Source organism: Liquorilactobacillus mali, from assembly GCF_001437155.1.
GTDB classification, from domain to species: Bacteria; Bacillota; Bacilli; order Lactobacillales; family Lactobacillaceae; genus Liquorilactobacillus; species Liquorilactobacillus mali_A.
In genome coordinates this window covers 48,096-71,424 of sequence record NZ_JQAR01000010.1, presented here as the reverse complement: position 1 = coordinate 71,424, position 23,329 = coordinate 48,096, and the positions used below count along the sequence as shown (strand labels likewise).

General features: G+C 35.4%; 17 protein-coding genes. 16 read left to right on the top strand and 1 reads right to left on the bottom strand.

Annotation, left to right across the window (positions count from 1 at the left end):
• Positions 1-30: 30 nt before the first annotated feature.
• The 14 genes from IV36_RS06130 (at position 31) to IV36_RS06065 (ending at position 19,347) form a co-directional block, all read left to right on the top strand.
• The gene (locus IV36_RS06130) at positions 31-495 is read left to right on the top strand and encodes an SMP-30/gluconolactonase/LRE family protein (RefSeq protein WP_056991322.1); all 465 of its coding nucleotides are present in this window, start codon (positions 31-33) and stop codon (positions 493-495) included.
• A gap of 232 nt (positions 496-727) precedes the next feature.
• A complete protein-coding gene (locus IV36_RS06125) occupies positions 728-1,231 on the top strand; it encodes a phosphatidylglycerophosphatase A (RefSeq protein WP_056991321.1) in 504 nt (167 codons plus the stop codon).
• A 674-nt stretch (positions 1,232-1,905) separates the two neighbouring features.
• Positions 1,906-4,071 carry a glycoside hydrolase family 3 N-terminal domain-containing protein gene (locus tag IV36_RS06120; protein WP_056991320.1) on the top strand — a complete coding sequence of 722 codons (2,166 nt, stop codon included), beginning with the start codon at positions 1,906-1,908 and terminating at the stop codon, positions 4,069-4,071.
• A 17-nt stretch (positions 4,072-4,088) separates the two neighbouring features.
• Positions 4,089-7,121 carry a hypothetical protein gene (locus tag IV36_RS06115; protein WP_056991319.1) on the top strand — a complete coding sequence of 1,011 codons (3,033 nt, stop codon included), beginning with the start codon at positions 4,089-4,091 and terminating at the stop codon, positions 7,119-7,121.
• A gap of 122 nt (positions 7,122-7,243) precedes the next feature.
• The gene (locus IV36_RS06110; protein WP_235810250.1) at positions 7,244-8,479 is read left to right on the top strand and encodes a sugar ABC transporter substrate-binding protein; all 1,236 of its coding nucleotides are present in this window, start codon (positions 7,244-7,246) and stop codon (positions 8,477-8,479) included.
• 55 nt (positions 8,480-8,534) lie between these two features.
• The gene (locus IV36_RS06105; protein ID WP_056991318.1) at positions 8,535-9,425 is read left to right on the top strand and encodes a carbohydrate ABC transporter permease; all 891 of its coding nucleotides are present in this window, start codon (positions 8,535-8,537) and stop codon (positions 9,423-9,425) included.
• Positions 9,426-9,439: 14 nt separating this feature from the next.
• Positions 9,440-10,270, top strand: coding sequence for a carbohydrate ABC transporter permease (locus tag IV36_RS06100; RefSeq protein ID WP_082623724.1), 831 nt, complete (start codon positions 9,440-9,442; stop codon positions 10,268-10,270).
• A 20-nt stretch (positions 10,271-10,290) separates the two neighbouring features.
• A complete protein-coding gene (locus IV36_RS06095) occupies positions 10,291-11,256 on the top strand; it encodes a LacI family DNA-binding transcriptional regulator (RefSeq protein ID WP_056991317.1) in 966 nt (321 codons plus the stop codon).
• Positions 11,257-11,277: 21 nt separating this feature from the next.
• On the top strand, positions 11,278-12,030 hold the full coding sequence (locus tag IV36_RS06090) for an alpha/beta hydrolase (RefSeq protein ID WP_056991316.1): 753 nt from the start codon (positions 11,278-11,280) through the stop codon (positions 12,028-12,030).
• Positions 12,031-12,052: 22 nt separating this feature from the next.
• Positions 12,053-13,159 carry an ABC transporter ATP-binding protein gene (locus IV36_RS06085; RefSeq protein ID WP_056991315.1) on the top strand — a complete coding sequence of 369 codons (1,107 nt, stop codon included), beginning with the start codon at positions 12,053-12,055 and terminating at the stop codon, positions 13,157-13,159.
• 256 nt (positions 13,160-13,415) lie between these two features.
• Entirely contained in the window at positions 13,416-15,164 is a 1,749-nt protein-coding gene (locus IV36_RS06080) for an ABC transporter ATP-binding protein (protein ID WP_056991314.1), read from the top strand.
• A gap of 11 nt (positions 15,165-15,175) precedes the next feature.
• A complete protein-coding gene (locus IV36_RS06075) occupies positions 15,176-16,918 on the top strand; it encodes an ABC transporter ATP-binding protein (protein WP_056991313.1) in 1,743 nt (580 codons plus the stop codon).
• A 31-nt stretch (positions 16,919-16,949) separates the two neighbouring features.
• Positions 16,950-17,879 (top strand): helix-turn-helix domain-containing protein, encoded by a 930-nt coding sequence (locus IV36_RS06070; RefSeq protein ID WP_056991312.1) that lies wholly within the window; start codon positions 16,950-16,952, stop codon positions 17,877-17,879.
• A 268-nt stretch (positions 17,880-18,147) separates the two neighbouring features.
• Positions 18,148-19,347, top strand: coding sequence for an MFS transporter (locus tag IV36_RS06065; protein ID WP_056991311.1), 1,200 nt, complete (start codon positions 18,148-18,150; stop codon positions 19,345-19,347).
• A 123-nt stretch (positions 19,348-19,470) separates the two neighbouring features.
• On the opposite strand, the gene IV36_RS06060 is transcribed toward IV36_RS06065, so the two are convergent.
• Positions 19,471-19,968: a cysteine hydrolase family protein gene (locus IV36_RS06060; RefSeq protein ID WP_056991310.1), complete on the bottom strand. Its 498-nt coding sequence runs from the start codon at positions 19,966-19,968 to the stop codon at positions 19,471-19,473.
• 280 nt (positions 19,969-20,248) lie between these two features.
• Here IV36_RS06060 and IV36_RS06055 point away from each other — a divergent pair, with 280 nt between their 5' ends.
• Both IV36_RS06055 and IV36_RS06050 read left to right on the top strand, forming a co-directional pair.
• The gene (locus IV36_RS06055; protein ID WP_056991309.1) at positions 20,249-21,640 is read left to right on the top strand and encodes an MFS transporter; all 1,392 of its coding nucleotides are present in this window, start codon (positions 20,249-20,251) and stop codon (positions 21,638-21,640) included.
• A gap of 47 nt (positions 21,641-21,687) precedes the next feature.
• A complete protein-coding gene (locus tag IV36_RS06050) occupies positions 21,688-23,178 on the top strand; it encodes an amidase (protein WP_056991308.1) in 1,491 nt (496 codons plus the stop codon).
• Positions 23,179-23,329: the final 151 nt, after the last annotated feature.

Sequence of the window (23,329 nt, the reverse complement as noted above, 5' to 3'; positions counted from 1 at the left end):
CAGAATTAGAACGAGTGTTTAGAAAAAGATGTGCCATTTATTGACATAGGAGCAAATGGATTAGGATGGAGTCCAGATAATAAATTTATGTATTATATAGATTCCGGGAAAAAGTTAATATATCAATTCAATTATAATCTACAAGAAGGAAAGTTAAGTGAGAAGAAGGTTATTATTAATTTTGAAAGTGAGGATGCCAATCCTGATGGAATGACTGTTGATGCAGATGGGATGCTGTGGATCTGTCATTGGGGAGGATACAAAATCTCAAGATGGGATCCCTACAAAAAAGAAAAAATAGGTGAAATAATTTTACCCGTAAAACAAATTACTTGTCCAACTTTCGTTGGAGAAGATTTTTCTAAAATGGTAATAACAACCGCACGTTATGGTTGTTCACGTGAAGAATTGAATAGTAATCCTGATGCTGGTAGCATTTTTATATTGGATATTGCGGGAGTTTCTGGGATTGAGCCTAATCTAGCTAATATGTAAAATATTTTGTAAAACAGTAATGCGGGTCTGGTCAAGTGTAGTTAAAAACTACTAGTCATTTAGAGATTGTTTCCATTCAGTTTCCAAGTGGCTTTTTTGTATACAAAAATAAAGAACTTCTATTTGCAGCCTTTCCAACAATTGATAGTAATAATCTATATTCCTTTTGAATAAAGTAAGTATTTACTTTAGAATAGAGAGTGTAAATCTAAGTAGAGAGGGGCAAGGTAGAATGAATGATCCAAAATTTAAATATCCAGATAAGGCATCTTATAAATTTGTAACAGATTATTTTTCATCTAAAGGAGTAGAAGCAGATGATATTGCATCTATTACTTACAACATTCAGCGCAACTATATTCCCAACCTGACACTCGAAGAAGTTCAAAAGGCTGTAGTTGATGTTTTGCATAAACGAGAAGTACTAAATAATGCTATGGTTGGTATCGTTTTGGACCAGTTTGCTTCTGACCATCGGTTGCCTGAGCCATTACAAAGTATTATTGAAAAAGATAGTGGAGTTTTTGGTGTTGACGAATTGATAGCAGAAGGTGGAATTTCGGGTATTTATGGTAAAATTGCTACAACTAATTTCGGGTATCTGGACAAAGAAAAGCATGGGATTCTCAAAGAATTGGACACACCAACAGATGGAAGCGTTAATACGTTTTTAGATGATATTATTGCCGCAGTGGCTGCGGCAGCTGGAGCAAAAATTGCACATGCACATGCTTAAGTACTGTTGAAAAACCTATTTTTTTAATGGCCTTAATCGACCATCTTCAATTTTGAAAAATGTTTATGCAGAAGAAATCAGTAAATGGTTTCAAGATATTGTTAATTTTAAAGACATTACTCGAGTCAATGTCTAATACGATGGAACTGTTAGAAGCACAATTTTGTTATCTGTCCTTAAGCAAAAAATTAGTTTTATAAGAGATTGTCATAGTATGCCGAGTGAAAAAAATTTTTTAGTCAAATATGTTTCTAAAAGGCTAGATCAAAATAAAGAGTACCCCTTAAAGCTAAAGTGGAAAATTTTAGCTTTAAGGGTATTTTTTATGACTAAGATCTTAAAAACACTATAAGTTACCTGTGGTAAAGTACGCACTATTACACTATGTTTGTATTTTTCTGTTAAATTCCATATTTTATTGACTTATGTCACACTTTCTTTTTTTCGATATGATCAAATATGGAGGTTACTTATGGTATGGTAAAAAGAAGATTTAGAAAGAAAAATTGCTGCTTATTATAATAAATTTCGAGAAAGACTTCAACAGAATATGGTTTTTTTAATAGTTTGTTTAGCTACGTTTTGTATGCGCTAACATTTAATTGTTGACGGTTCCTTTTTCATGCTATATAATTCCAGTGAAACGTTTCAATAAAATGTGAAAGGAGCTTTTTATGGTCAATAGAATCACAGAATTGCTTAGAAAAATGAGTATAGCTGAAAAAATTGCGCAGCTTTCACAGTTAAGTGCAGACTATTTTCAGGAAGACGGAGTCACACTCACAGGACCAACTGGAAAACAACAGGTAACTTCTGAAGAATTACATTCAGTGGGATCTGTTTTGGGAATTTCTGGAGCTGAGCGAGCGCGAAAGATTCAGAAAAATTACTTGCAGCATAGCAGATTAAAAATTCCCTTATTATTTATGGCTGATGTGGTACATGGATATAAGACAATTTTTCCCATTCCATTGGGACTTGCGAGTTCTTTTGATTCTGAATTAGTTGAAGAAACAGCAAAAATTGCAGCTAAAGAGTCGGCAAGTGCAGGTCTGCATGCGATTTTTGCACCGATGGTTGATTTAGTACGCGATCCTCGTTGGGGGCGTGTAATGGAGTCAAACGGTGAAGATCCATTCTTAAATGGTTCATTGGCTACTGCAAGCATCAAAGGTTTCCAAGGATGTGTCACAGATAGATTTGATGAAAATCATGTTGCAGCATGTGTGAAACATTTTGCTGCATATGGTGCAGCTGAAGGAGGTCGAGAATATAATACAGTAGATATGTCTGAATGGCAGTTTAGAGATCAATATCTTGAAGGCTATCAACGAGCGATTGAAACAGGTGCCCGATTAGTGATGACTTCCTTTAATACTTTGTTTGGAGTTCCCGCTACTGCTAATGAGCACTTGATGCGCACAATTCTTAGAAAAGAATTGAAGTTTGATGGAATTTTAATCTCTGATTGGAATGCGATTGGTGAGCTTAAAGAACATGGTGTAGCATCATCACAAACAGATGCTGCAGTGAAGGCCTTAAAAGCCGGAGTTGATATGGATATGATGTCATTCGCATATTTTGAACTTGCACAAAAGCTTGAAAAGGAAGGGCAAGTTCCACAAGAAATCATCAAATTACTTGATGAATCAGTTTATCGTGTTTTAAAGCTTAAAGAAGAATTGGGTTTGTTTGAAGATCCTTTCCGTGGAATGGATCTTTTGAAGGAAGAAGAAAACGTACTTACGGAAGACAACTTGAAAATTGCACAAAAAGCTGCTGAAGAATCCACAGTTTTATTAGAAAACAAGGATAACTTATTACCGTTGAAACCAGATACTAAGATTACTTTGTGCGGGCCATTAGTACGTGAAAGAGATTTGTTGGGTAGTTGGTCTTGGAAAGGCAATACTACTAAGAATGAAACAATTGCAGATGCATTACAGAATAAGTTTAAAGGTGTAACAGTTTTTGATGAAGATTTAGCCGAAGGTACCTTGGACTTAAATGTTTTAAAGCAAAAAACTGCAGATAGTGAAGTTGTGATTGTTGCATTGGGTCTGAAGAGTTATCAAAGTGGGGAAGCTACTAGTATGACCAAACCGCGTTTACCTAAGAAACAATTGAATTTTTTGAAAGCGCTTAACGAAACTGGTAAAAAAATTGTAACAATCATTATTACAGGCAGGCCTTTAGTTCTTACTGAAGTTTCTAAATTTTCAGATGCACTCTTGTTACCATGGTTTCCAGGAAGCAGGGGAGCAGAAGCGATAGCTAATATTATTACTGGAGAAGTTAATCCAAGCGGTAAATTACCGATGAGTTTTCCTAGAGATATCGGTCAGATTCCACTGTACTACAATAGTTTGCGCACAGGTCGACCTTTAACAGGCAGCGATAACTTGGATAAGGAAAATAAGTATTTGTCTAAGTACATTGATGAAGAAAATTCCCCCCTTTATTGTTTTGGCTATGGCCTAAGTTATGCTGATTTTAAAGTTAAAAAGGTGCAATTGGTAGATAAGCAAATAGCTAAAAATGGCGAATTAAATTTAAAGGTTGAAGTCGCTAATGAGTCACATATTGATGGACAGACAGTTATTCAGTGTTATACCCATCAATGTGTTGCTGAAACTGCGCAACCCGATAGAGAGTTGAAAATGTTTAAGAAGATTATGCTTAAGGCCAATGAAGCTAAAGTCATTGATATTTGTATTCCAGTAACTAGGTTAGCGTATACGCATCAGGATCTAACCAAAAAGGTTGATTGTGGAAATTATGTATTATACGTGGGTTTTGCTGCTGATACAAAGAGAAAAATTTCTTTTGAGATAATCTAAAATAGGGGAGAAAAGCGATGCATGAGATAAAGAGTAAAGATATTTCGTTCAGTTTACTTGATAATGGTGCTGTCGGAATTATTAAAGCAAAAGACACTATGGTTAACCAAGTTAAGGGCAATTCCTATGATGGTAGCCTAATGAATCTTTATTTGAGAATAACTGATGAGTATGGTAAGAACGATTATTTGGCACTCACAGGTCCAAAATCTAACAGTGCATTTTTTGTAGGTAAAAAAAATGCACTTTGGAAAGGAAAATTCCTTGATATTTCCTATGTTCTAACGCTTAATTTAATTGACAATATGTGGTTTTGGAATATCAGCTTAACAGGTATCACAAAGCATAAAGTTGATTTAACTTATGTGCAGGATTTGGGTTTAGGTGAAGAAGGGTTTGTAACCTCCAATGAAGCCTATTCTTCACAGTATATTGACAACTATGTGGTAAATGATGGAGAACGTATAACAGTATGTTCTCGGCAAAATCAGTCTCAAAATGGGAAATATCCTTATTTGCAGCAAGGTTCTCTAACCTCTCTAGCAAGCTATGCAACAGACGGATTTCAGTTTTATGGTACTGAGTATAAATTAACAGATATCCCTAAGGCTCTAATTGAAGAGCAATTACCATCATTTAATTATCAATATGAATTTACACTGACAGCACTCAGAACACCAATCTTTGAAGTTGGTAGTGAAGAAGTCACGCATGTCTTTTATGCAGCGTATGCTGATTCCAGAGAGAGTGCAAATAAATCGGTTTTTCTTGATTACAATGATATCGAAGAGAAATATCATATGATTAATAGCAGAGTTCAACATACTGAGAGAATTTTTTCTGACGACCAAACTAAATATTATCCATTAGCCGGAAAGGCTTTGACAACTGCTGAAGTTAATAAGCTTTATCCGCACAAAGAACAAGTTGAAGAGGATGAAGCTGGCGAATTGCTTTCTTTCTTTGACGATCGAGATAGACATATTGTTTTACCGGCAAAAGAGAAAAGACAAGAGCGAATGACAGGTAATATTATTATGGCTGGATCTTCTTTTAAACCAGGATCTCCAGTAATGGCGACAACACAATATATGTGCGGAATTTTTGAGTCCCAAACTGTTTTTGGAAACACCAACATGAATATATTGACAACCAACGTACGTAATTCTTTGAATTACTTTAAAAATAGTGGGACACGTATTTTGCTCAAGTTAAATGGAAAAAACAGATTATTGACAATGCCTTCACTTTTTACAATGAGTTTTAATGGAGCAGATTGGATTTATAAAATTGAAGATGATTTTCTTATTATCAGAGGTGAAGCTTCTGCAAGTACAGATCAGCTGAAACTTGAATTTACTTCTATGAAACAAAAAGAATATGATATTAAGATAATCACTCAACTTGAGCTTGCCACACTAGGAGAAGACGCGATAATTGATATTCAAGATACAAAGGTAAAAATAACACCAACAGGGGAAATAGCTGATAAACTACCAAATTTGAAATATACGGTATCTTACGAGAGTGATGATAAAAGCTCGCCTGATATAGGAATTGAAGAGAAGGATGAAGGGAAGTATCTGGTTACTGAATATCACCATTGTGCAAAATTAGGCGTGATTACTGGTCTCGATGGACAAGATGATAAAAATTTAATTATTGAAAATGAACGTGAGAAAAATGAGAAATTTATCATGAATTTCGTTCAAAATATAGATTTAGAGCAATCCAAAAATATAATGTCAGAATATTTACAACCCACGGAATTAATCATCAAATGGTATGCTCATGATGCATTGGTGCACCTTATGTCACCACATGGGCTTGAACAGTATGGAGGTGCAGCGTGGGGGACAAGAGATGTCTCTCAAGGACCTACAGAATTATTCTTGGCTTTGGGGTATAACGAACCAGTACGCGAGATTATTAGAATTATGTACGAGCATCAGTTCATCGAAAATGGGAACTGGCCACAATGGTTTATGTTTGATGAATATGCAGAACAATTTGCATCAGAAAGCCATGGAGACATTATTGTATGGCCTCTAAAAGTTGTTGCTGAGTACCTCAAGGTGTCCCATGATACGGAAATTTTAAACGAGCCCTTAAGGTACATGTCACTTAAAGACAAAAAATTCACTCTAAAAAAAGAAAAGCTGATAGATCATATTAAGCGACAAATTGACTATATAAAAAGTCATTTTTTACCACATACTTTTGTTTCTGCTTATGGAGATGGCGACTGGGATGATACTTTGCAGCCTGCAAACAATGAGCAAAAAAAGACAATGGCAAGTACTTGGACGCAGGAATTAACAATTGAAACACTTGAATTGATATCCAAAGTAATAGTGGATTTTGATAGAGAATTCTCACAGGATTTGCTCAGCTTAAAGGAAAAAATGAACGTGGACTTTAGAAAGTACTTTATGAAGGACAGTGTTTTACCTGGATTTATTAATATGGATGCTGAGAATAAACCACATTATATTATTCATCCAAAAGATAAAATCACGAATATAAAGTATAGATTATTACCTTTACAACAAGGTATTCTTAGCAATATTTTTGATGAGCAGGAAACGCAGAGGGTGCTTTCGATAATTAAAGAAAATTTACTTTTTCCTGATGGTGTGAGACTAATGGATCGTCCAGCAACGTATCAAGGAGGTATTAGTGAAATTTTCAAAAGAGCGGAACAATCTGCCTTTTTTGGAAGGGAGACAGGTTTGTTGTATGTACATGCCCATATTAGGTATGCTGAGGCACTTATTGACAGCGGATATTTAGAGAAAGCATGGGAGGCGCTTTTGCAAATCAATCCCATTTCTCTAAAGAAGAGAGTTTCAAATGCTGTTTTAAGACAAGCTAACACGTATTTCTCAAGTTCTGATGCTGAGTTCTATGATCGCTATCAAGCACAACAAAATTTTGAAGAGTTGAAAAAGGGCAAAATTCCAGTTAAGGGTGGTTGGCGTCTGTATAGTAGTGGTCCGGGGATTTATATAGCGGCAATAAAAAAACTACTTGTTCATAAAAAGGTTTAACTTAAATAAAAAATAATTTATGCTCTAAACTTATAATAATAATACCTTTAAAACGGTATTGTAATCGCTACCAAAACGTATATAATGATTATAGAAACGTTTCAAAAAAGGGGGACTTAACAGTGAAAAATGTAAAAAGAACAGTTTTAATGGTTATAAGTTTGTTGGCACTATTCTTATTCTTAACAGGATGTGGTAATAGTAATGCTGCTTCAAAAAAAACATTAACATTTTGGTATGCAGGTGATGGAGACACAGCGGTTAAACCAATTATTAAAAAATTTACTAAGGAAACGGGTATTTCAGTTAAAATTCAAAGTATTCCTTGGAGCCAATATAATGATAAGTTGTTGACAGCCGCTTCATCAAAAAATGGCCCAGATGTATTGTTAATGGGGACGACACAGATGGCAAATTTTGTCAGCTCGAAGTCACTGTTGGATATTTCTAAATATGTAAAAAATGATAAAGCTTTGAATCCAAATAATTTCTTTAGTGGATCAGAAAATACTACCAAGTTTAGTGGGAAATATTATGCTGTCCCTTGGTATGTTGAAACACGGGTGCTCTATTACAGAAAGGATATTCTTAAAAGTGTAGGTTATGATCATGCACCGAGGACGTGGAGCGAACTTTATGAAGTTGCGTCAAAGCTTTCAAAACGAGGGAAAAATATGTACGGTTTTAATGTTGATGGTAGCGAACCTACTTTTGGGTTCATGTTTGCACGTCAAAATGGAGCACAGTTGGTAAAAAATGGGAAAACACAATTCAATAGCTCGGAAATGGTGAGCTCATTAGAATACTTAAATAAGTTTATTCAAAACGGAGTATCACCTAAACAAGATCAAAAATTGACTATTGCCCAGTCATTTGGTGGGAAAGCACCAATTCCAATGTTTATATCGGGACCATGGATGTTGTCAACTATTAAGGAGGAGGCTGGATTAAAGGATAGTCAGTGGGCTGTTGCAGAGTTACCAAAGGGAAAAGCAAATAATATGTCGGTCACCGGTGGGGGCAATATAGCCGTCTTTCAGTACAGCAAGAATAAAACAAATGCTGTCAAACTCTTGAAGTTTCTTTCTAAACGAGAGAACCAGCTGACGTACTACAAGAATAGTAATTCAATGCCTACATTAAAATCTGCATGGACAGATAGTTCACTTAAAAGTGAAAAAATTCAAGTTTTTAGAAAACAGTTGAATAATTCTGAAGCAATGCCAGCACTGAAACAGTGGGAAGAAATTGGTCAAAATTATTTGAAAGTATGGGAACCAATAGCTTTGAAGAATAATAACATTAAAGAGGCAATGGATAAGTTTAATAAAGAAACACAGCAATTGATTGATAAATAGGATTTAGAGCCATGTCGATTATGTTGATAAGGCCTATCGTAAGGGAGGTAGTAAGATGCACAGCAGTTTTTTGAAAAAAATTGTTCCATACACATTTGTTTTTCCCGCGCTGCTTCTTTTGGCAATCTTCTCACTTATTCCAATTGTCATAGCTTTACTAATTAGCTTTACGGGTTTAGACATTACCGGATTAGGTGACTGGTCACAAATTAAGTTTATAGGATTTTCAAATTATTTACAGTTGTTCCAAGATAGTGCATTTCTGCAATCAATCATGAATACAGTAGTTTATGTTTTGGTTGGAGTTCCACTGGTAATCGTTATCTCGTTGACAATTGCCATTTTAATTAATAGTGGTAGAAATGGTTTTTTCAAAATGATGCGACTTGTTTTTTATACACCCTCAATAACAAATACCGTTGCTATTGCTGTCGTATGGACATATCTTTATAATCCAAGTCTTGGATTGTTTAATACTTTATTAGCTAAAGTAGGAGTTGGTCCAATTGGATGGTTGACAGACCCCAATGTTGCTAAATTCTCTCTAATTATTCTAGCTGTTTGGAAAGCAGTTGGACTTAACATGTTGATTTTTCTAGCTGCTTTGCAAGGAGTACCACGTTCTTTATATGAAGCAGCTGAACTAGATGGGGCAAATTACTGGGAACAGACGCGGCATATAACATTGCCCTCACTTAAATTTTCTATCTTTTTTGTAACAGTAACAACATTGATTGGATGGTTTCAGTTCTTTGATGAACCATTTATTATGACAAAGGGAGGACCACTAAACAGTACTAACTCTGTTGCCCTTTTTGTTTACCAAAATGGTTTCCAAAATAGTAATTTTGGATATGCTGCTGCGGGTTCTTTTGTAATGTTTGTGGCCATCATTGTGGCAACATTAATCCAGTTTAAGTTACAAGAAAAACAGCGTGGGGAATAAGGGGGGAAAACAGAATGGATACAGGAATGCAAGATATAAGCAAAACTTCTAAGATACTTGTTGGCATTGTATTGATGATACTTGGTTTTTTAATGATTCTTCCTTTCCTTTGGATGTTCTTGTCATCATTCAAAACTAGTACAGAAATTTCATTATCACAGAGCTTTTGGCCAAAACATTGGACAATAGACAATTATGAAAATCTTTTTACGAATGGAAGCTTTGGTATTTATATTAAGAATACCTTGATTATTACTATGGCCTCATTTATAGGTTTGTTTTTAAATGCTATGGCAGGATACGGTTTTGCTAAATTTGATTTTAAAGGTAGAAAATTTTTATTCATGGCAGTCTTAGCTACCATGATGATTCCTGGACAAGTGACCATGATTCCCGTTTATTTGATACTTAATCAGATGCAATTAACTAATACTTTATTAGGAATAGTTTTGCCGGGGTTAGTTGGGGCATTTGGAATTTTCTTATTTCGCCAGTTCATGTCTAATATCCCAGATTCAATTGTTGAAGCAGCAAGACTAGATGGAGCAGGAGAATGGTATATATTTTTTCACTTGATTTTACCAATTTCTAAGCCAGTATTGGCGGTACAAGGAATATTGACCTTTATTGGCGGCTGGAATGCCTTTTTGTGGCCATTGATTATTGCAAATGATCAGAAGTACTATACGTTATCAGTAGGATTACAATTGCTGCAAGGACAGCACACTTCGGATTATGGGTTGCAAATGGCTGGTTCTTCTTTTATGGTTATTCCTATAGTAATAATTTTTGTGATTTTTCAAAAATATATTTTGCAAGGATTTAATATTCAAATGGACAAATAATAAGTAAGGAAGAAAATATTATGGCTGGTATTAAAGAAATAGCTAAAAAGGCTGGAGTTTCGATTTCAACAGTGTCATATGCCCTAAATAATAGTAACAAAATTACTAAGGAAACACGCGAAAAAATTTTAAAAATAGCTGAAGAGCTCCACTATACACCAAATTTAGCGGGACGGAGTTTAAAAAGGCAAAAAACGAAGTTGGTTGAAATGTATGTTCCAGACTTTGGTGGTTATTTCTATGGTCATCTATTAGCAGGAGTCGCAGAAGTCTTAAAAAGTAAGGGATACGAACTAATTGTTTCGTCTGGTGGAAGACAAGCGCGATCATTTATTTCACAAGGTTTAGTTGATGGTGCTATTATCCTCGATCCAACCTTCCCAGATAATGAAATTGAGGAGTTATCTAGGACTGGTAACAAGTTGGTATTAATGGACCGGAAACTAAGTATATCATCAGTAAGTCATGTCCTTTTAGATAATAAAAAAGGGGTAAAGGAAGCGGTCGATGCTTTAGTTGAGACGAAAACTGAGATGTTTGCTGTTTTAACAGGACCAAATACATCATATGATGGAAAGAAGAGACTTGAAGCGGCTTTGAATGAATTTCAAGCTAAGGGTAATCAGACTGTGGTCGTAATTCCAAGCGATTTTACAATTGAAGGTGGAAAGAAGGCAGCAGACGAAATTGTTAAAATAAAAAGACAAAGTATTGGGGTTTTTGCACTGAATGATGAAATGGCAATTGGATTGTATGAGGGACTGAAGAAATATAATATTGTCCCAGGAAAGAATATTAAAATAGTTGGATACGACAACGATCTTATAGGAAAATATGTCACTCCACAGCTTGCAACTGTTGACTACTCAAAGCATCAATGGGGGAAAAAGGCAGCAGAAGTGCTCTTAGACATGATAGAAAATGAATCTATTAGAAATGAAGTTGTTACAACCAAGTTAATTAGTAGAGGGTCTCTAAAAAAATAAAATTTGGAGGAAAATCTGAAAATGCTGTCACACATTGATTTTTATTCTAACTGTTTGAAGATGAAGACAGGAATTAACGTTTTGTTACCCGATGAACCTCAGGGGCCCTTAACAGTTCTTGTTTTACTGCATGGCCTCGGAGATGATGAGAGTAGTTGGGTTACACAAACACCACTTGAGCGGTATGTTGGACAAGAATCTTTGGCGGTAATTATCCCAAGGGCCGAGAGAAGTTACTATCAGAACGGGCTAGCAGGTCAAAAATATTTCGATTACATCTGTATAGAGTTACTTGCCAAATGTCGTGGATGGTTTAATTTGAGCAGAGATATGGAGCACACCTTTATTGGAGGGCTATCTATGGGAGGCTTTGGTGCGGCAAAAGCAGTATTATTACATCCAGAAATATATAAGAGTGCTTTTCTTATTTCTGCTTCTTTGAATATGCTCCAAAGCTGGGAACGAAACAAAGAACGTGAGATGTGGTATAAGACTTTATTCGGGTCGCTTCAAAAACTGAAAAATTCTGAGAATGACTTATTTAGTCTGATTGAAAATGGGGATAAAACAACCATTAAACCATATATCTGGCAATTATGTGGTCGAGATGATCCATTTTATCAAGAAAATTATTCCTTTAGTAAACACCTTAAGGAAAATGGCTACAAAAATTTGTTTGTAGAAGTTGAAGGAAACCATTCTTGGGAAGTTTGGGATAAGGCAATTATTAAAGTGATTGCAGAGATCAGAGAATTAATTTCTGAGCCAGAATAATTAAGATAGAGGGTGTTAAAAAGTGGTAGAAATAAAGTTAGAACATATTTCAAAAAAATATACAGGGGCCAAAGATTATTCGGTAAAAAACTTTAACCTAAATGTAAAGGACAAAGAGTTCATTGTTTTTGTTGGACCATCTGGTTGTGGAAAATCAACGACCTTGAGGATGATTGCAGGGCTTGAGGGAATTACACAAGGCAACTTATATATAGACGAAAAGATGGTGAATGATGAAGCACCTAAGGATCGAGATATTGCGATGGTTTTCCAAAATTATGCTCTTTATCCGCACATGACAGTTTTTGATAATATGGCTTTTGGATTGAAATTAAGAAAATATGATCGAATAGAAATAGAAAAAAGAGTTCAAAATGCTGCAAAGATTTTAGGATTGACAGATTTTTTGAAACGTAAGCCAGCTGCATTATCAGGAGGACAGCGTCAGAGGGTAGCACTAGGACGAGCAATAGTCCGAGATGCACCTATTTTTCTGATGGATGAACCTTTATCAAACTTGGATGCTAAATTACGTATTTCAATGCGTGCTGAAATTGCAAAACTCCATAGAAGTTTACAGACAACAACGATTTATGTCACTCATGATCAGACAGAGGCAATGACAATGGCTGATAGGATAGTAGTGATGCGTGATGGTGAAATTCAGCAGGTAGGGACACCAAAAGAAGTTTATCAAAAACCAGTAAATGTTTTTGTGGCAGACTTTATAGGTGCTCCGGCAACTAACTTTTTTAATGTTATTCTGCAGGATGGTCACATTAAAACTGAAGAGAAAAATTTTAACTTAGCTGTACCTGAAGGTGTTTATAAAATACTGAAACAAAAAGGTTATGAAGGTGAAAAACTCATTTTAGGAGTAAGACCTGAACATATTCACACTGAACAGGCTTTTATTGAGACTTTTCCAAATGCAACCGTTAAAGCTAAAGTGGTAGTTTCTGAATTATTGGGTTCTGAATCCATTTTATATACGAAAGTCGGTGAAAATGAATTCGTTTCCAAAGTGGATGCACGTGATTATCTAGATCCTGGTCAGACTGTAGAGTTAGGCTTTGACTTGAATAATTCACATTTTTTTGATTCACAAACTCAAAAAAGCATACTTTAGTTTAATACAAGAATTTGATTAATATCATAAGATGAATCATTAAAGGCCAATTCGGTTATTAAAAATAATTAAGCTCTCTTCGGAGGGCTTTTTGTTTTGTGTTCAGTTTTGTAATTTTTTCCTTCTTTTATCATACGACTCATTCAATCTACAAAAGTAATTGTCTAAATAGAACATTTTTGTCCAAATGGATTACTGAAAACTGTGAAGGGGACTTAAACTTCAAGGGATACTTTGGAAGTTAGGGGAGAAATTAATGAAGAAAAATTGGTTGCAAATACTATTTCATTTTGCTAAGGAGCATAAATTTTTATTTATTTGGTCCATCCTTTTTTCAGTTCTAAGTGTTTTTGCTGGAATTGTTCCCTATGTAATTGGTGCACGGTTAATAGCAATGATAGTTATGAAACAAAAAAGTTACCAGGAATTTATCGCACTTTTTGGATTAATGCTGCTTGCATTTGTGTTAAAAACGATTTTTTATGGAATTTCAACGAAACTTTCACATCATGCCGCATATAATACCTTAAATAATCTGCGAAATGCTATTACAAATAGACTAATGCTGACTTCTTTGGGAATAGTCAAACACTTTTCGGCTGGTAGTATTAAAAACGCAATTCTTGACCGTACAGAGGAAGTCGAAATTCCGTTAGCACACATGATCCCTGAACTTTCGGCCAATATACTTTTAATTATCGTAACAGTAATTTATTTGTTTATATTAGATTTTCGTTTGGCACTCTCGGCTTTATTAACCATTCCATTAGCTAGTATCCCTTTATTTTTATTAATGAGAAACTTTGAAGCAAAATATCAGGCATACATGCAAGCTAACAATGAAGTTAACAATGTTATGGTGGAATATATTGAAGGAATCGAAGTCATTAAGACATTCAATCAGACAGGTTCTTCTTTCAGAAAGTTTTCGAGCGCTGTCACAGGATTTAAAGACTATACTCTTGACTGGTTAAGAACTGCATGGAAAACACAAAATTTAGTTTTTGCATTACTACCATTTACTCTTCTAGGTGTCTTACCTGTCGGAATTTGGTTATATCTGGATGGAAGCCTGAATTTGAATCAGTTATTGTTGGGACTATCACTAGCAATTGGATTAAGTAGTCCGTTGAATAAGCTTTCTTTATTTGCAAATGATTTTAGTGCCATGAAGCAAAGTGTTATTGATACGCAGAGGTTTTTAGAACTACCGGTGCTTGTCTTTAATAAAAAAGAAATTGGTCAAGTTATTGATAACAGTGTCGAAGTTGCTAACGTTGATTTTAGTTATACCTCAAGCACCCCTGTCTTAACTGGAATTAATCTAAAAATTCCAAATAATAGTTTTTGTGCCATTGTGGGGCCTTCCGGAAGTGGAAAATCAACTCTGCTTCAGTTGTTGACTAGATTTTGGGATATTCAAACAGGAAGCATCATGATTGGTAATGTTGCATTGCAGGACTTAACGCTCCATCAACTTAACAGCATCATTAGCTATGTTACACAGGATAGTTTTATTTTTAAAGGAACAATTGCTGATAATATTAGAATGGGAAATCCGAATGCGACTGAAAAAGAAGTTAGAGCAGCGGCACGAGCAGCACGCTGCATGGACTTTATTAATAAGTTACCACAAGGCTTTCAGACTGAAATTTCTTTTGGTAACGGGCAGCTTTCTGGGGGACAGCAACAACGGCTCTCTATTGCACGTGCAATTTTAAAGGATGCTCCCATCATTATTTTAGATGAACCTACTGCAAGTATTGATCTTGAAAATGAACAACAGATTCAAGAGTCATTATTAAAATTAACAAAAAATAAGACGGTAATCATGGTAGCGCATCGATTAGGTACAATCAAAAATGCAGATCAGATTATAGTTTTAGATACTGGAAAAATTGTTGGGCATGGAAAGCATGCAGAGTTATTGGAAAGCTGTCCAACTTATCAGCGGTTATGGGCTTCCTATACTCAAACTGAAGGATGGCACATTGACAATCACTAGGAGGGAAAAGTATGTTTAATACTATTAAAGGTATCATGCAATGGAGCAGTGGTTACAAGAAACAATTGTATCGTGGTTTCTTGTACTCTTTCATCGCTTCAATGTTTGCAGCTATTCCTTTTTGGATAGCCGCGCATGCAGTAATTTCAACCTACGAAAATAAAGATGTTTCACCAGCCAAGACTGCATTTTCTTTATTTTGTGTACTTGCACTATGTTGTGGGTTAAGATTTTTATTTCTATATCTAAAAGCTAAATCACAAGAAAGCATTGGATTTCAAATTGCCGCAAAATCAAGGCTTGAAATTGCGCAAAGATTGAAGAAAACTTCTATGGGATATTTTAGTAAAAATAATATTGGTAGCCTGCTGAACGCGGTTACAACTGAATTGTCAATGCTCGAACTACAAAGCACGAAGATGATTGATTTAATTATAAATGGTTATATTAATTTTTTCGTGATGAGTCTATTCATGTTTGTGGTTGATATGCGTATTGGAATCGTCGTCTTCATTGCACTTATTTTAGGAACGGTAATAATAGAATTGATCAATAAAAGAAGTCGAGAAAATTCACAGGTATCTAATCAGGTTCAGACAAGAATGTCAAACAGTGTAGTTGAATTTGTTAAAGGAATTAATGTTGCCAAAACATATGGGCAAGAAAGTACAGTTTTGGATAGTTTAAAATCTGTTTTTAAACAAAGCAAACAAATCCGTTTAAAGATACAGTCTAAGTTTGCTTTTTTCAATTGTTTATTGTTACTGCTGTTAGATATTGCTACTGTTGCCGTTATGGCAATTTGTGTAGCCAATCAGCAAAGTGGTCGACTATCATTGGACTTTTTTGTGACATTGATGTTTTTTGCTTATATTCTTTTTAATGGTATTAAGGAAATGACAGATGCTACACATATTTTAGGTGCAATTGATAACAATCTGCATCACTTACAGCAATTGGAAAAAATGCCATTACTTGATACGGATGGCTCAGATATGAATCTCAAAAACTTTGAAATTGAATTCAAGCATGTTACTTTTGGATATGATAAAGGCAAGCCAGAAGTATTGCATGATATTTCACTTACTATTCCAGAGAATAAGACTACAGCAATTATTGGGCCTTCGGGTAGTGGGAAAAGTACTCTTTGTAAGATGATTGCACGCTTCTATGATTGTGATGAAGGACAAATCTTTATAGGGGGACATGAAGTAAAAGAATTCTCGTATAGTAGTTTGATAAAGAATATAAGTATCGTTTTTCAAAAGCCGTACTTGTTTCATGATACGATTAAAAATAATCTTCTATTCGGTAAGAAAAATGCAACTATGGCCGAAATAGTAGATGCAAGTAAAAAGGCATGTTGTCATGATTTTATTATGCAATTGCCCCAACAATATGACACGGTACTTGATGAGGGTGGTAATTCGTTATCGGGAGGACAGAAACAGCGCTTATCTATAGCTAGAGCTATTTTGAAAGATGCACCGATCATTATTTTAGATGAAGCAATGGCCAGTATTGATCCTGAAAATGAGCAGGTTTTACAAAGGGCTATCACTTCTTTGGTTGCGCATAAAACAATTATAACAATCGCTCATCGATTGGCGACTATTCAAAATGCAGATCAGATCGTAGTTTTGGATGCAGGAAAAATAGTCCAAAAAGGGAAGCATCAGCAACTGATGAAACAGCCTGGAATTTATCGTGATTTTGTCGAAATCAAGGAGAAAGCAAAAGAGTGGCAGCTATAAAAAGGGTAAGGTAAAAGGTTGGTGATGATAAATGAAAGAGCAAATAGGATGGAAGAAAGATGAACATGAAGAAACCAAGACACTGTCTCTTGTTAATAAGGAGGATGTATTACAAACAGATTATCTTACTCTTTTTGAGGGAGTTTCAATCTTCTTTCATCAATATAATTTTGGTAAATTTGAATCACCATTAAAGGTTGTTGCTGGCAGCTTACGTTTGGATTATTGCTATACCGGACATGTTGATTACGCCACTGTAGATAAGCAGAATGTTTTTTTTGAACCTGGTTTTTTAAAGCTTGATTGGCGTGAAAAACAAAATATGAAATATCTCTTTCCATCTCATCAATACAGTGGGGTAACAATTATAATCAACAAAAAGGCAAAAGAAGAAACACTTGTACAAATGACCGGAGGGAGATTCAATTTAGATACAATTAGCGATAATTATCGTAAAAATGGAGATTATGTTTTTTTAAAGACGGCTTTTATCGATAGACTTTTTGAAGATCTCCGTACGCCAACTTTGGAGCACTCAATAACCTATCTGCGTTTGAAAGTCGCCGAATTGCTGATTTATCTTTCTTCTAAGACAATAGCAAAAAATAATTGTCCCAAAGAAATCATTTCTGTGGGAATATTAGATAAGATTCGTCGCTTACGGCAGTATCTAGATCAAAATTTTACAAAACAACTTAGTTTAGAAATGCTCTCTCACAAATTTGAAGTTTCCACTACGGCGATGAAAAAAGGATACCGTGAATTTTATGGAGCATCAATTCATGTTTATTTGAGAGAAAAACGAATTGAAAAGGCTTGCGAGTTACTCAAGAAAACGAATTATCATGTGGCACGAATTGCAAATGAAGTTGGCTATACGAATCCAAGTAAATTTACAGCAATGTTTAAGAAGAATAAGAAGATAACACCTTCAAAATATCGTAGTTTGTATCGATATTAAGGAGAGTAGAGAATATATTGAAGTATTTGAGTGTAGAACTGACCATGGAATGCATTGTATTTTCCAGGTGTCAGTTTTTTTGATTAGTTGTGTCAAATAGGAATTGTGACTGCGACACAAATTAGGGAACCATGTTACTCGGCCATTTCGGAAAGATATTAGTATGAAATATTTTTAAGGTTATTCTTGTCCTCTTGGAGCAGAGAAAGAGAGCTGCTGTGTATAGAATGTTAATTGGTGAAAAAAATTAGCATGAGGAGAATTAGCCATGAAGAACAAACTTTTTTTAGCAACACTAGTATCATACTTAGGAATATACGTTACTATGCCAATTTTGTCTGCAATTTCGACCAAAGCACATATGATTCCCAGCCAAATTGGGGTAATGATTTCATGTGGAGCCTTTGCAATGCTTTTATTCGCTCCAGTTTGGGGGAAAATCAGTGATAAATTAGGCCGTCGGATGGTTATTATTACTGGATTATCTGGAATGGGCATCTTTTTTATACTATACGTTTTTCTCTTTCATTTATCTATTTCGACTGGCAAAGCGGTCAATGTACTGGTTTATAGTCTAATGGGAACGAGATTTTTGTTAGGAATATTCATGACAACTACTCCTACGGCTGCCAGTGCATATATGGCTGACATTTCGTCACCACAGGATCGTTCCAAAGATATGGCCTCACTTGGATTTGCAACGGGGCCTGCTATGGTACTAGGACCAATTATTGGTGGTGCTGTTTCCACGATTGGTAACTTATATACACCTTTTTACTTAACTATCATAGGATTATTGATTTTTTCATTTGTAATGGTTGCTGCTTTACCACGACAACAGGGAATGAAGTCTCCTGAAAAAGCATTAACGAATACATTGCAGCAAAAAAAATCAAAAAGAAATTTCTTTTCATTGGAGTTGGTAGGATGGTTACTAGCAGGATGTGCAGTTATGTTAGTAGTTGTTGTACTGCAACTGATTACTTCACTATATTTACATGATGTTTTTGAACAAACGGTTACCCAAAGTGCACAAACTGCAGCGCTATTATTTTTTGTACTTGGGATTGCTTTAATGCTTGTTCAGGTCCTTCAAATGAAAGTGTTACAATGGACAGCCAAGACGATGATGATGGTGGGGATACCACTGATGATTGTTGGTTTGCTTCTTGCAACTATAACGAGTGCATATTATTTAATTTTTGTTAGTTACATTCTTATTGGTGCGGGTGCAGGCTTAGGCATGAGTTCATTATCTGCAGGATGTTCCTTAGCTGTTTCTGAAAGTCAACAGGGTGCAGTAGCTGGGACTGTTGCGATGATTCAAGGTATTGCGGGAATTGTTTCACCGTTACTAGGATCATTTGTTTATCAGTTGGATCCTAAATTTCCTTTCTTCTTATTTGGCGGTTTTGCGTGTCTTGCCTATTTATTTTTCCTGATGGTTACAAGGCAAAAAAGAATTTAATAGGCTAAATAATGGACTGCCATGATGACATAACAAAAAGAGATCTCCTGGAACAGTAGGAGGTCTCTTTTTGTCGTAAGAAATAATATAAATTTACAAACGATACTGGATATAAAACTAAAATTATACAAACTCTAGAAATCTGTGATTCCAGATGTTTTCATAAAACAAATTGGTTGTTTTTGCGTCCATGTAATCATTAGCAATGGTTGTTGCAGTACCGCGGACCATTTGTAATTTATAACCCAGACCGTGGGCCATTTTGATGGTTGTATCCACGCAGTATTCAGTTTGGGCACCACAGATTTCTATTGTATTAACAGTATTTTCATCTAAAATTGTCTTTAAAGTTGTTTTGTAAAAGGAATTGGCATGTCTTTTTTGAACATAGTAATCGTCATTTTTAGTGTTTAGTTCATTTATAATTAACCAGTCTCGTTGATCTTTTACTAGTTCATTATCATTATGTTGAACAAAGATAATTGGTTTTTCAGATTGTCGATATAGTGCAATTCTTTTGTTGATCTTATATATACAATTTTCTAAATCAACGACTGGTGTCGGACCTTTACATACGCCATTTTGAAAATCAATTGTTAATAGAGCATCTGCTAGCGGCATTTGATGTCTCCTCCTATATTTTTTTGAATGATTTAGTGATCATTAAGTTGGCTCAGAGTGGGATAGAAATTTTATTCATAGTTTACTATGAGACTATATCATGTTTCTTGAAGATAGTTAATTATCTAATGAGTTTGAATCCTTCTAGGAAAAATTTTAGGATAGAAAACTTATTTTCCGTATTTCGTATTTTTGCACTATAATTATCACGGTCGCATTAAACTGTGTACATTTAATGGAACAGTTTAATACAATATAAATTATTAAAGGGAGAATTAGAATGCAAGCACCAGCAGTAAAACAAGAGAATCCTATGTTCGTTGTTGCGATTGTTGCGCTAATGTCATTTATGGGGGTATTGACGGAAACATCGATGAATGTTACATTTCCTGCTTTAATGCGCGAATTTAATGAGTCTTTGAGTACAGTTCAGTGGGTGACATCCGGATACCTATTGATGGCAGCGTTGGTCATGCTGACTTCTGCTTATATGAAACGGAGATTTACAAATCGACAGTTATTTATTATAGCGGTTATTCTTTTTAGTCTAGGAGATATCATTTGCGGAAGTGCGTTTAATTTCTGGATGTTATTAGCAGGCCGCGTGATTCAAGCAGGTTGTGTTGGGATTTGTACACCATTAATGGTTAATATTATTCTTGACGTTGTTCCAGCAATAAAACTTGGAACATATATTGGTTTAGCAAATTTGATTATACTGGTTGCACCAGCATTAGGCCCGACTTTTGGTGGAGCAGTTGTAGCTTTTGCAAGTTGGCGTGTGATATTTTGGTTAACCTTACCATTAGCACTTATCTTGTTAGCAATGGGTACTAAAAGAATTAGGCAGTATGCACCAGTCGAAGGAAAGTATGCGTTTGACTGGCTGAGATTCTTGATTTTAGGGGCTGCTTTGATTTGCTTGATCATCGGACTGAATGATCTTGGCTCGCATTCATATATTATTTTTGCTGTTTTATCAGCTGCAAGCATAATTTTAACGGGAATATTTGTCAGGCTTTCAAGTTCAGCAACCAAGGCACTTTTTTCACTATCAGTTTTTAAAGAAAAAGCCTTTTTGTTTAGCTTTTTGCCATACATTATGTTGCAATTTTCAAATGTTGGAATCAATTTCTTATTACCCAATTATGTGCAGGAAGTTTTTCAGGCAACATCATTAATTGGGGGCTTAATTCTCCTGCCAGGCAGTATGTTTAATTGTTTTGGCCAGCCTATTTATGGATGGATGCTAGATCGATTTGGCGGCAAGATGCCATTATACATAGGTGATATCTTATTTACATTTTCACTTATTGGACTTGCATTTGGTGGTTCACAATTAGGCATTTGGGGCATAACCTTAGCGTATCTAGTATTTGCAATTGGTCGCTCAATGGCTTTTGGAAATTCGGTAGCTTACGGTTTAAAACATATTGATAAGAAGTTTCGCAATGATGCGAATGCACTTTATAACACAGGACAGCAAGTCACAGGAGCAATTGGAACTACTGTCTTGGCTTTGATAATGGATTCAGTTAATCGTGCAGGATATACACATGCAGAAAATATTAGTGCGGGGAGTACGATGGCATTCATTTTGCTGGTTATATTTGGAGTGATTATCTTTTATTTATTTCATCATTTATTGAATTTGAATACAAAAACAAATTAAGAAAGAAAATTAGTAACTAAAACTAAGACAATCTAAGGAGGTCTAAAATGGTTGATGACAAGCAAAAATTACTATTAAAACCTGCGCTAGAGCTAGCCAAGTTAATTCGAAAAAAGAAAATTAGTTCGTCTGAATTAATTGAAATAACATTAGCTAAGATAGCAAATGATAATTCTCAACTAAATGCCGTTATTTCAACTAGGAAGGAAGCAGCTTTAAAAGAAGTCTCCCAGCTAGAGGATAAAGGACAACCCTTTTTCGGTGTACCGTTGCTGCTTAAGGGATTAGGACAGGCACTTAGAGGAGAACCAGAAACTTTTGGGAACATAATGTTTAAGAATAATAAAGCGCAGCTGACAAATAATTATGTTAAAGCATTGCAGCGCAGCGGCTTTATCATTATTGGCCAAACTAATTTTCCAGAATTTGGTTTGAAGAATATTACTGATTCTAAGATTTATGGGCTAACACGTAATCCTTGGGATATAAATTATCAAGCAGGCGGCTCATCAGGAGGAGCGGGTGCAGTAGTGGCAGATGGAATGTTACCGCTTGCAGCAGGCAATGATGGCGGGGGTTCAATTAGAATACCAGCTTCCTGGTCTGGAACTATTGGATTGAAACCAACACGTGGCCGAGTACCTGTTGGACCAACTGACTGGCGTTCATGGCAAGGAGCTTCTGTGAATTTTGCATTAACTAGAAGTGTTGATGATACAGCTGCCCTTCTTAACTCGTTACAGACTATTCAACCTGCAGGAGTTTTTCAAGTACCAATGAATACTTATGGTTTTCTAAATGGCCCTAGGTTAGAGCCGTATAAGGTAACTGTTGGCTATACAACTAAATCACCGGTTGGTACACCAGTTGATGCAGAAGCAATAAAAGCAGTAGAAAATGCTGTTTCTTTTCTAACTGACCAAGGATTCAATACTAAAGAAATTGATTTGCCAACGGATGGTGTTCGTTTGATGCAGGCCTACTATGCAATGAATGAAGGTGAAACGGCTGCGGTATTTGATTCGATACAACAATCTATGCGACGTGAATTAACGATAAATGACATGGAGCCATTAACGTGGGCATTATACCAAACGGGGAAAAATCTTTCTGCTGCTGAATATAGCAAAGCTTTAAATAGTTGGGATAATGCTGCTTATCAAATGTCACTACTGCATGAAAAATACTCAGTGATTTTGACACCAGCAACAGCCTATGCAGCACCTCAAATAGATGACCCGCTAGTTAGCAAGGCAAATTTACTTAAAATGAAGCAGATCAAAGAGTTAAGTTCCAAGGAACAAAAACAATTAATTTGGGATCAATGGTTACCCGCGCTGACTCTTTCACCGTTCACGCAGCAAGCAAATTTGACTGGGAATCCAGCAATAAGTTTACCCACGCATGTTACGGCTGAGGGATTGCCTCTTGGGATTCAATTTGAGACTGGTAAGGGGCAAGAGCAATTATTATTGCAGATTGCGAAACTATTTGAAAATAACAATAAATTTAAATTTTTATATCCTACAAATTTTTAAAAATGAAAATTAAATACTGTAATAGGGCTTTATTCGGGGAAAATAATTAAAAGTTTATAGACTTAATTTTCCTAAAAGGTTGCGCTTGTTATTTAAATTATCTATAATTATTCGTGTTGTGTTGTATGAATAGAATAAATATTAAGGTATG

Coding starts and splice junctions, on each gene's coding strand:
- IV36_RS06055 (WP_056991309.1), top strand. CDS start 20,249: ATGCAAGCACCAGCAGTAAAACAAGAGAATCCTATGTTCGTTGTTGCG.
- IV36_RS06120 (WP_056991320.1), top strand. CDS start 1,906: ATGGTCAATAGAATCACAGAATTGCTTAGAAAAATGAGTATAGCTGAA.
- IV36_RS06065 (WP_056991311.1), top strand. CDS start 18,148: ATGAAGAACAAACTTTTTTTAGCAACACTAGTATCATACTTAGGAATA.
- IV36_RS06100 (WP_082623724.1), top strand. CDS start 9,440: ATGGATACAGGAATGCAAGATATAAGCAAAACTTCTAAGATACTTGTT.
- IV36_RS06060 (WP_056991310.1), bottom strand. CDS start 19,968: ATGCCGCTAGCAGATGCTCTATTAACAATTGATTTTCAAAATGGCGTA.
- IV36_RS06070 (WP_056991312.1), top strand. CDS start 16,950: ATGAAAGAGCAAATAGGATGGAAGAAAGATGAACATGAAGAAACCAAG.
- IV36_RS06090 (WP_056991316.1), top strand. CDS start 11,278: ATGCTGTCACACATTGATTTTTATTCTAACTGTTTGAAGATGAAGACA.
- IV36_RS06095 (WP_056991317.1), top strand. CDS start 10,291: ATGGCTGGTATTAAAGAAATAGCTAAAAAGGCTGGAGTTTCGATTTCA.
- IV36_RS06125 (WP_056991321.1), top strand. CDS start 728: ATGAATGATCCAAAATTTAAATATCCAGATAAGGCATCTTATAAATTT.
- IV36_RS06115 (WP_056991319.1), top strand. CDS start 4,089: ATGCATGAGATAAAGAGTAAAGATATTTCGTTCAGTTTACTTGATAAT.
- IV36_RS06075 (WP_056991313.1), top strand. CDS start 15,176: ATGTTTAATACTATTAAAGGTATCATGCAATGGAGCAGTGGTTACAAG.
- IV36_RS06080 (WP_056991314.1), top strand. CDS start 13,416: ATGAAGAAAAATTGGTTGCAAATACTATTTCATTTTGCTAAGGAGCAT.
- IV36_RS06050 (WP_056991308.1), top strand. CDS start 21,688: ATGGTTGATGACAAGCAAAAATTACTATTAAAACCTGCGCTAGAGCTA.
- IV36_RS06105 (WP_056991318.1), top strand. CDS start 8,535: ATGCACAGCAGTTTTTTGAAAAAAATTGTTCCATACACATTTGTTTTT.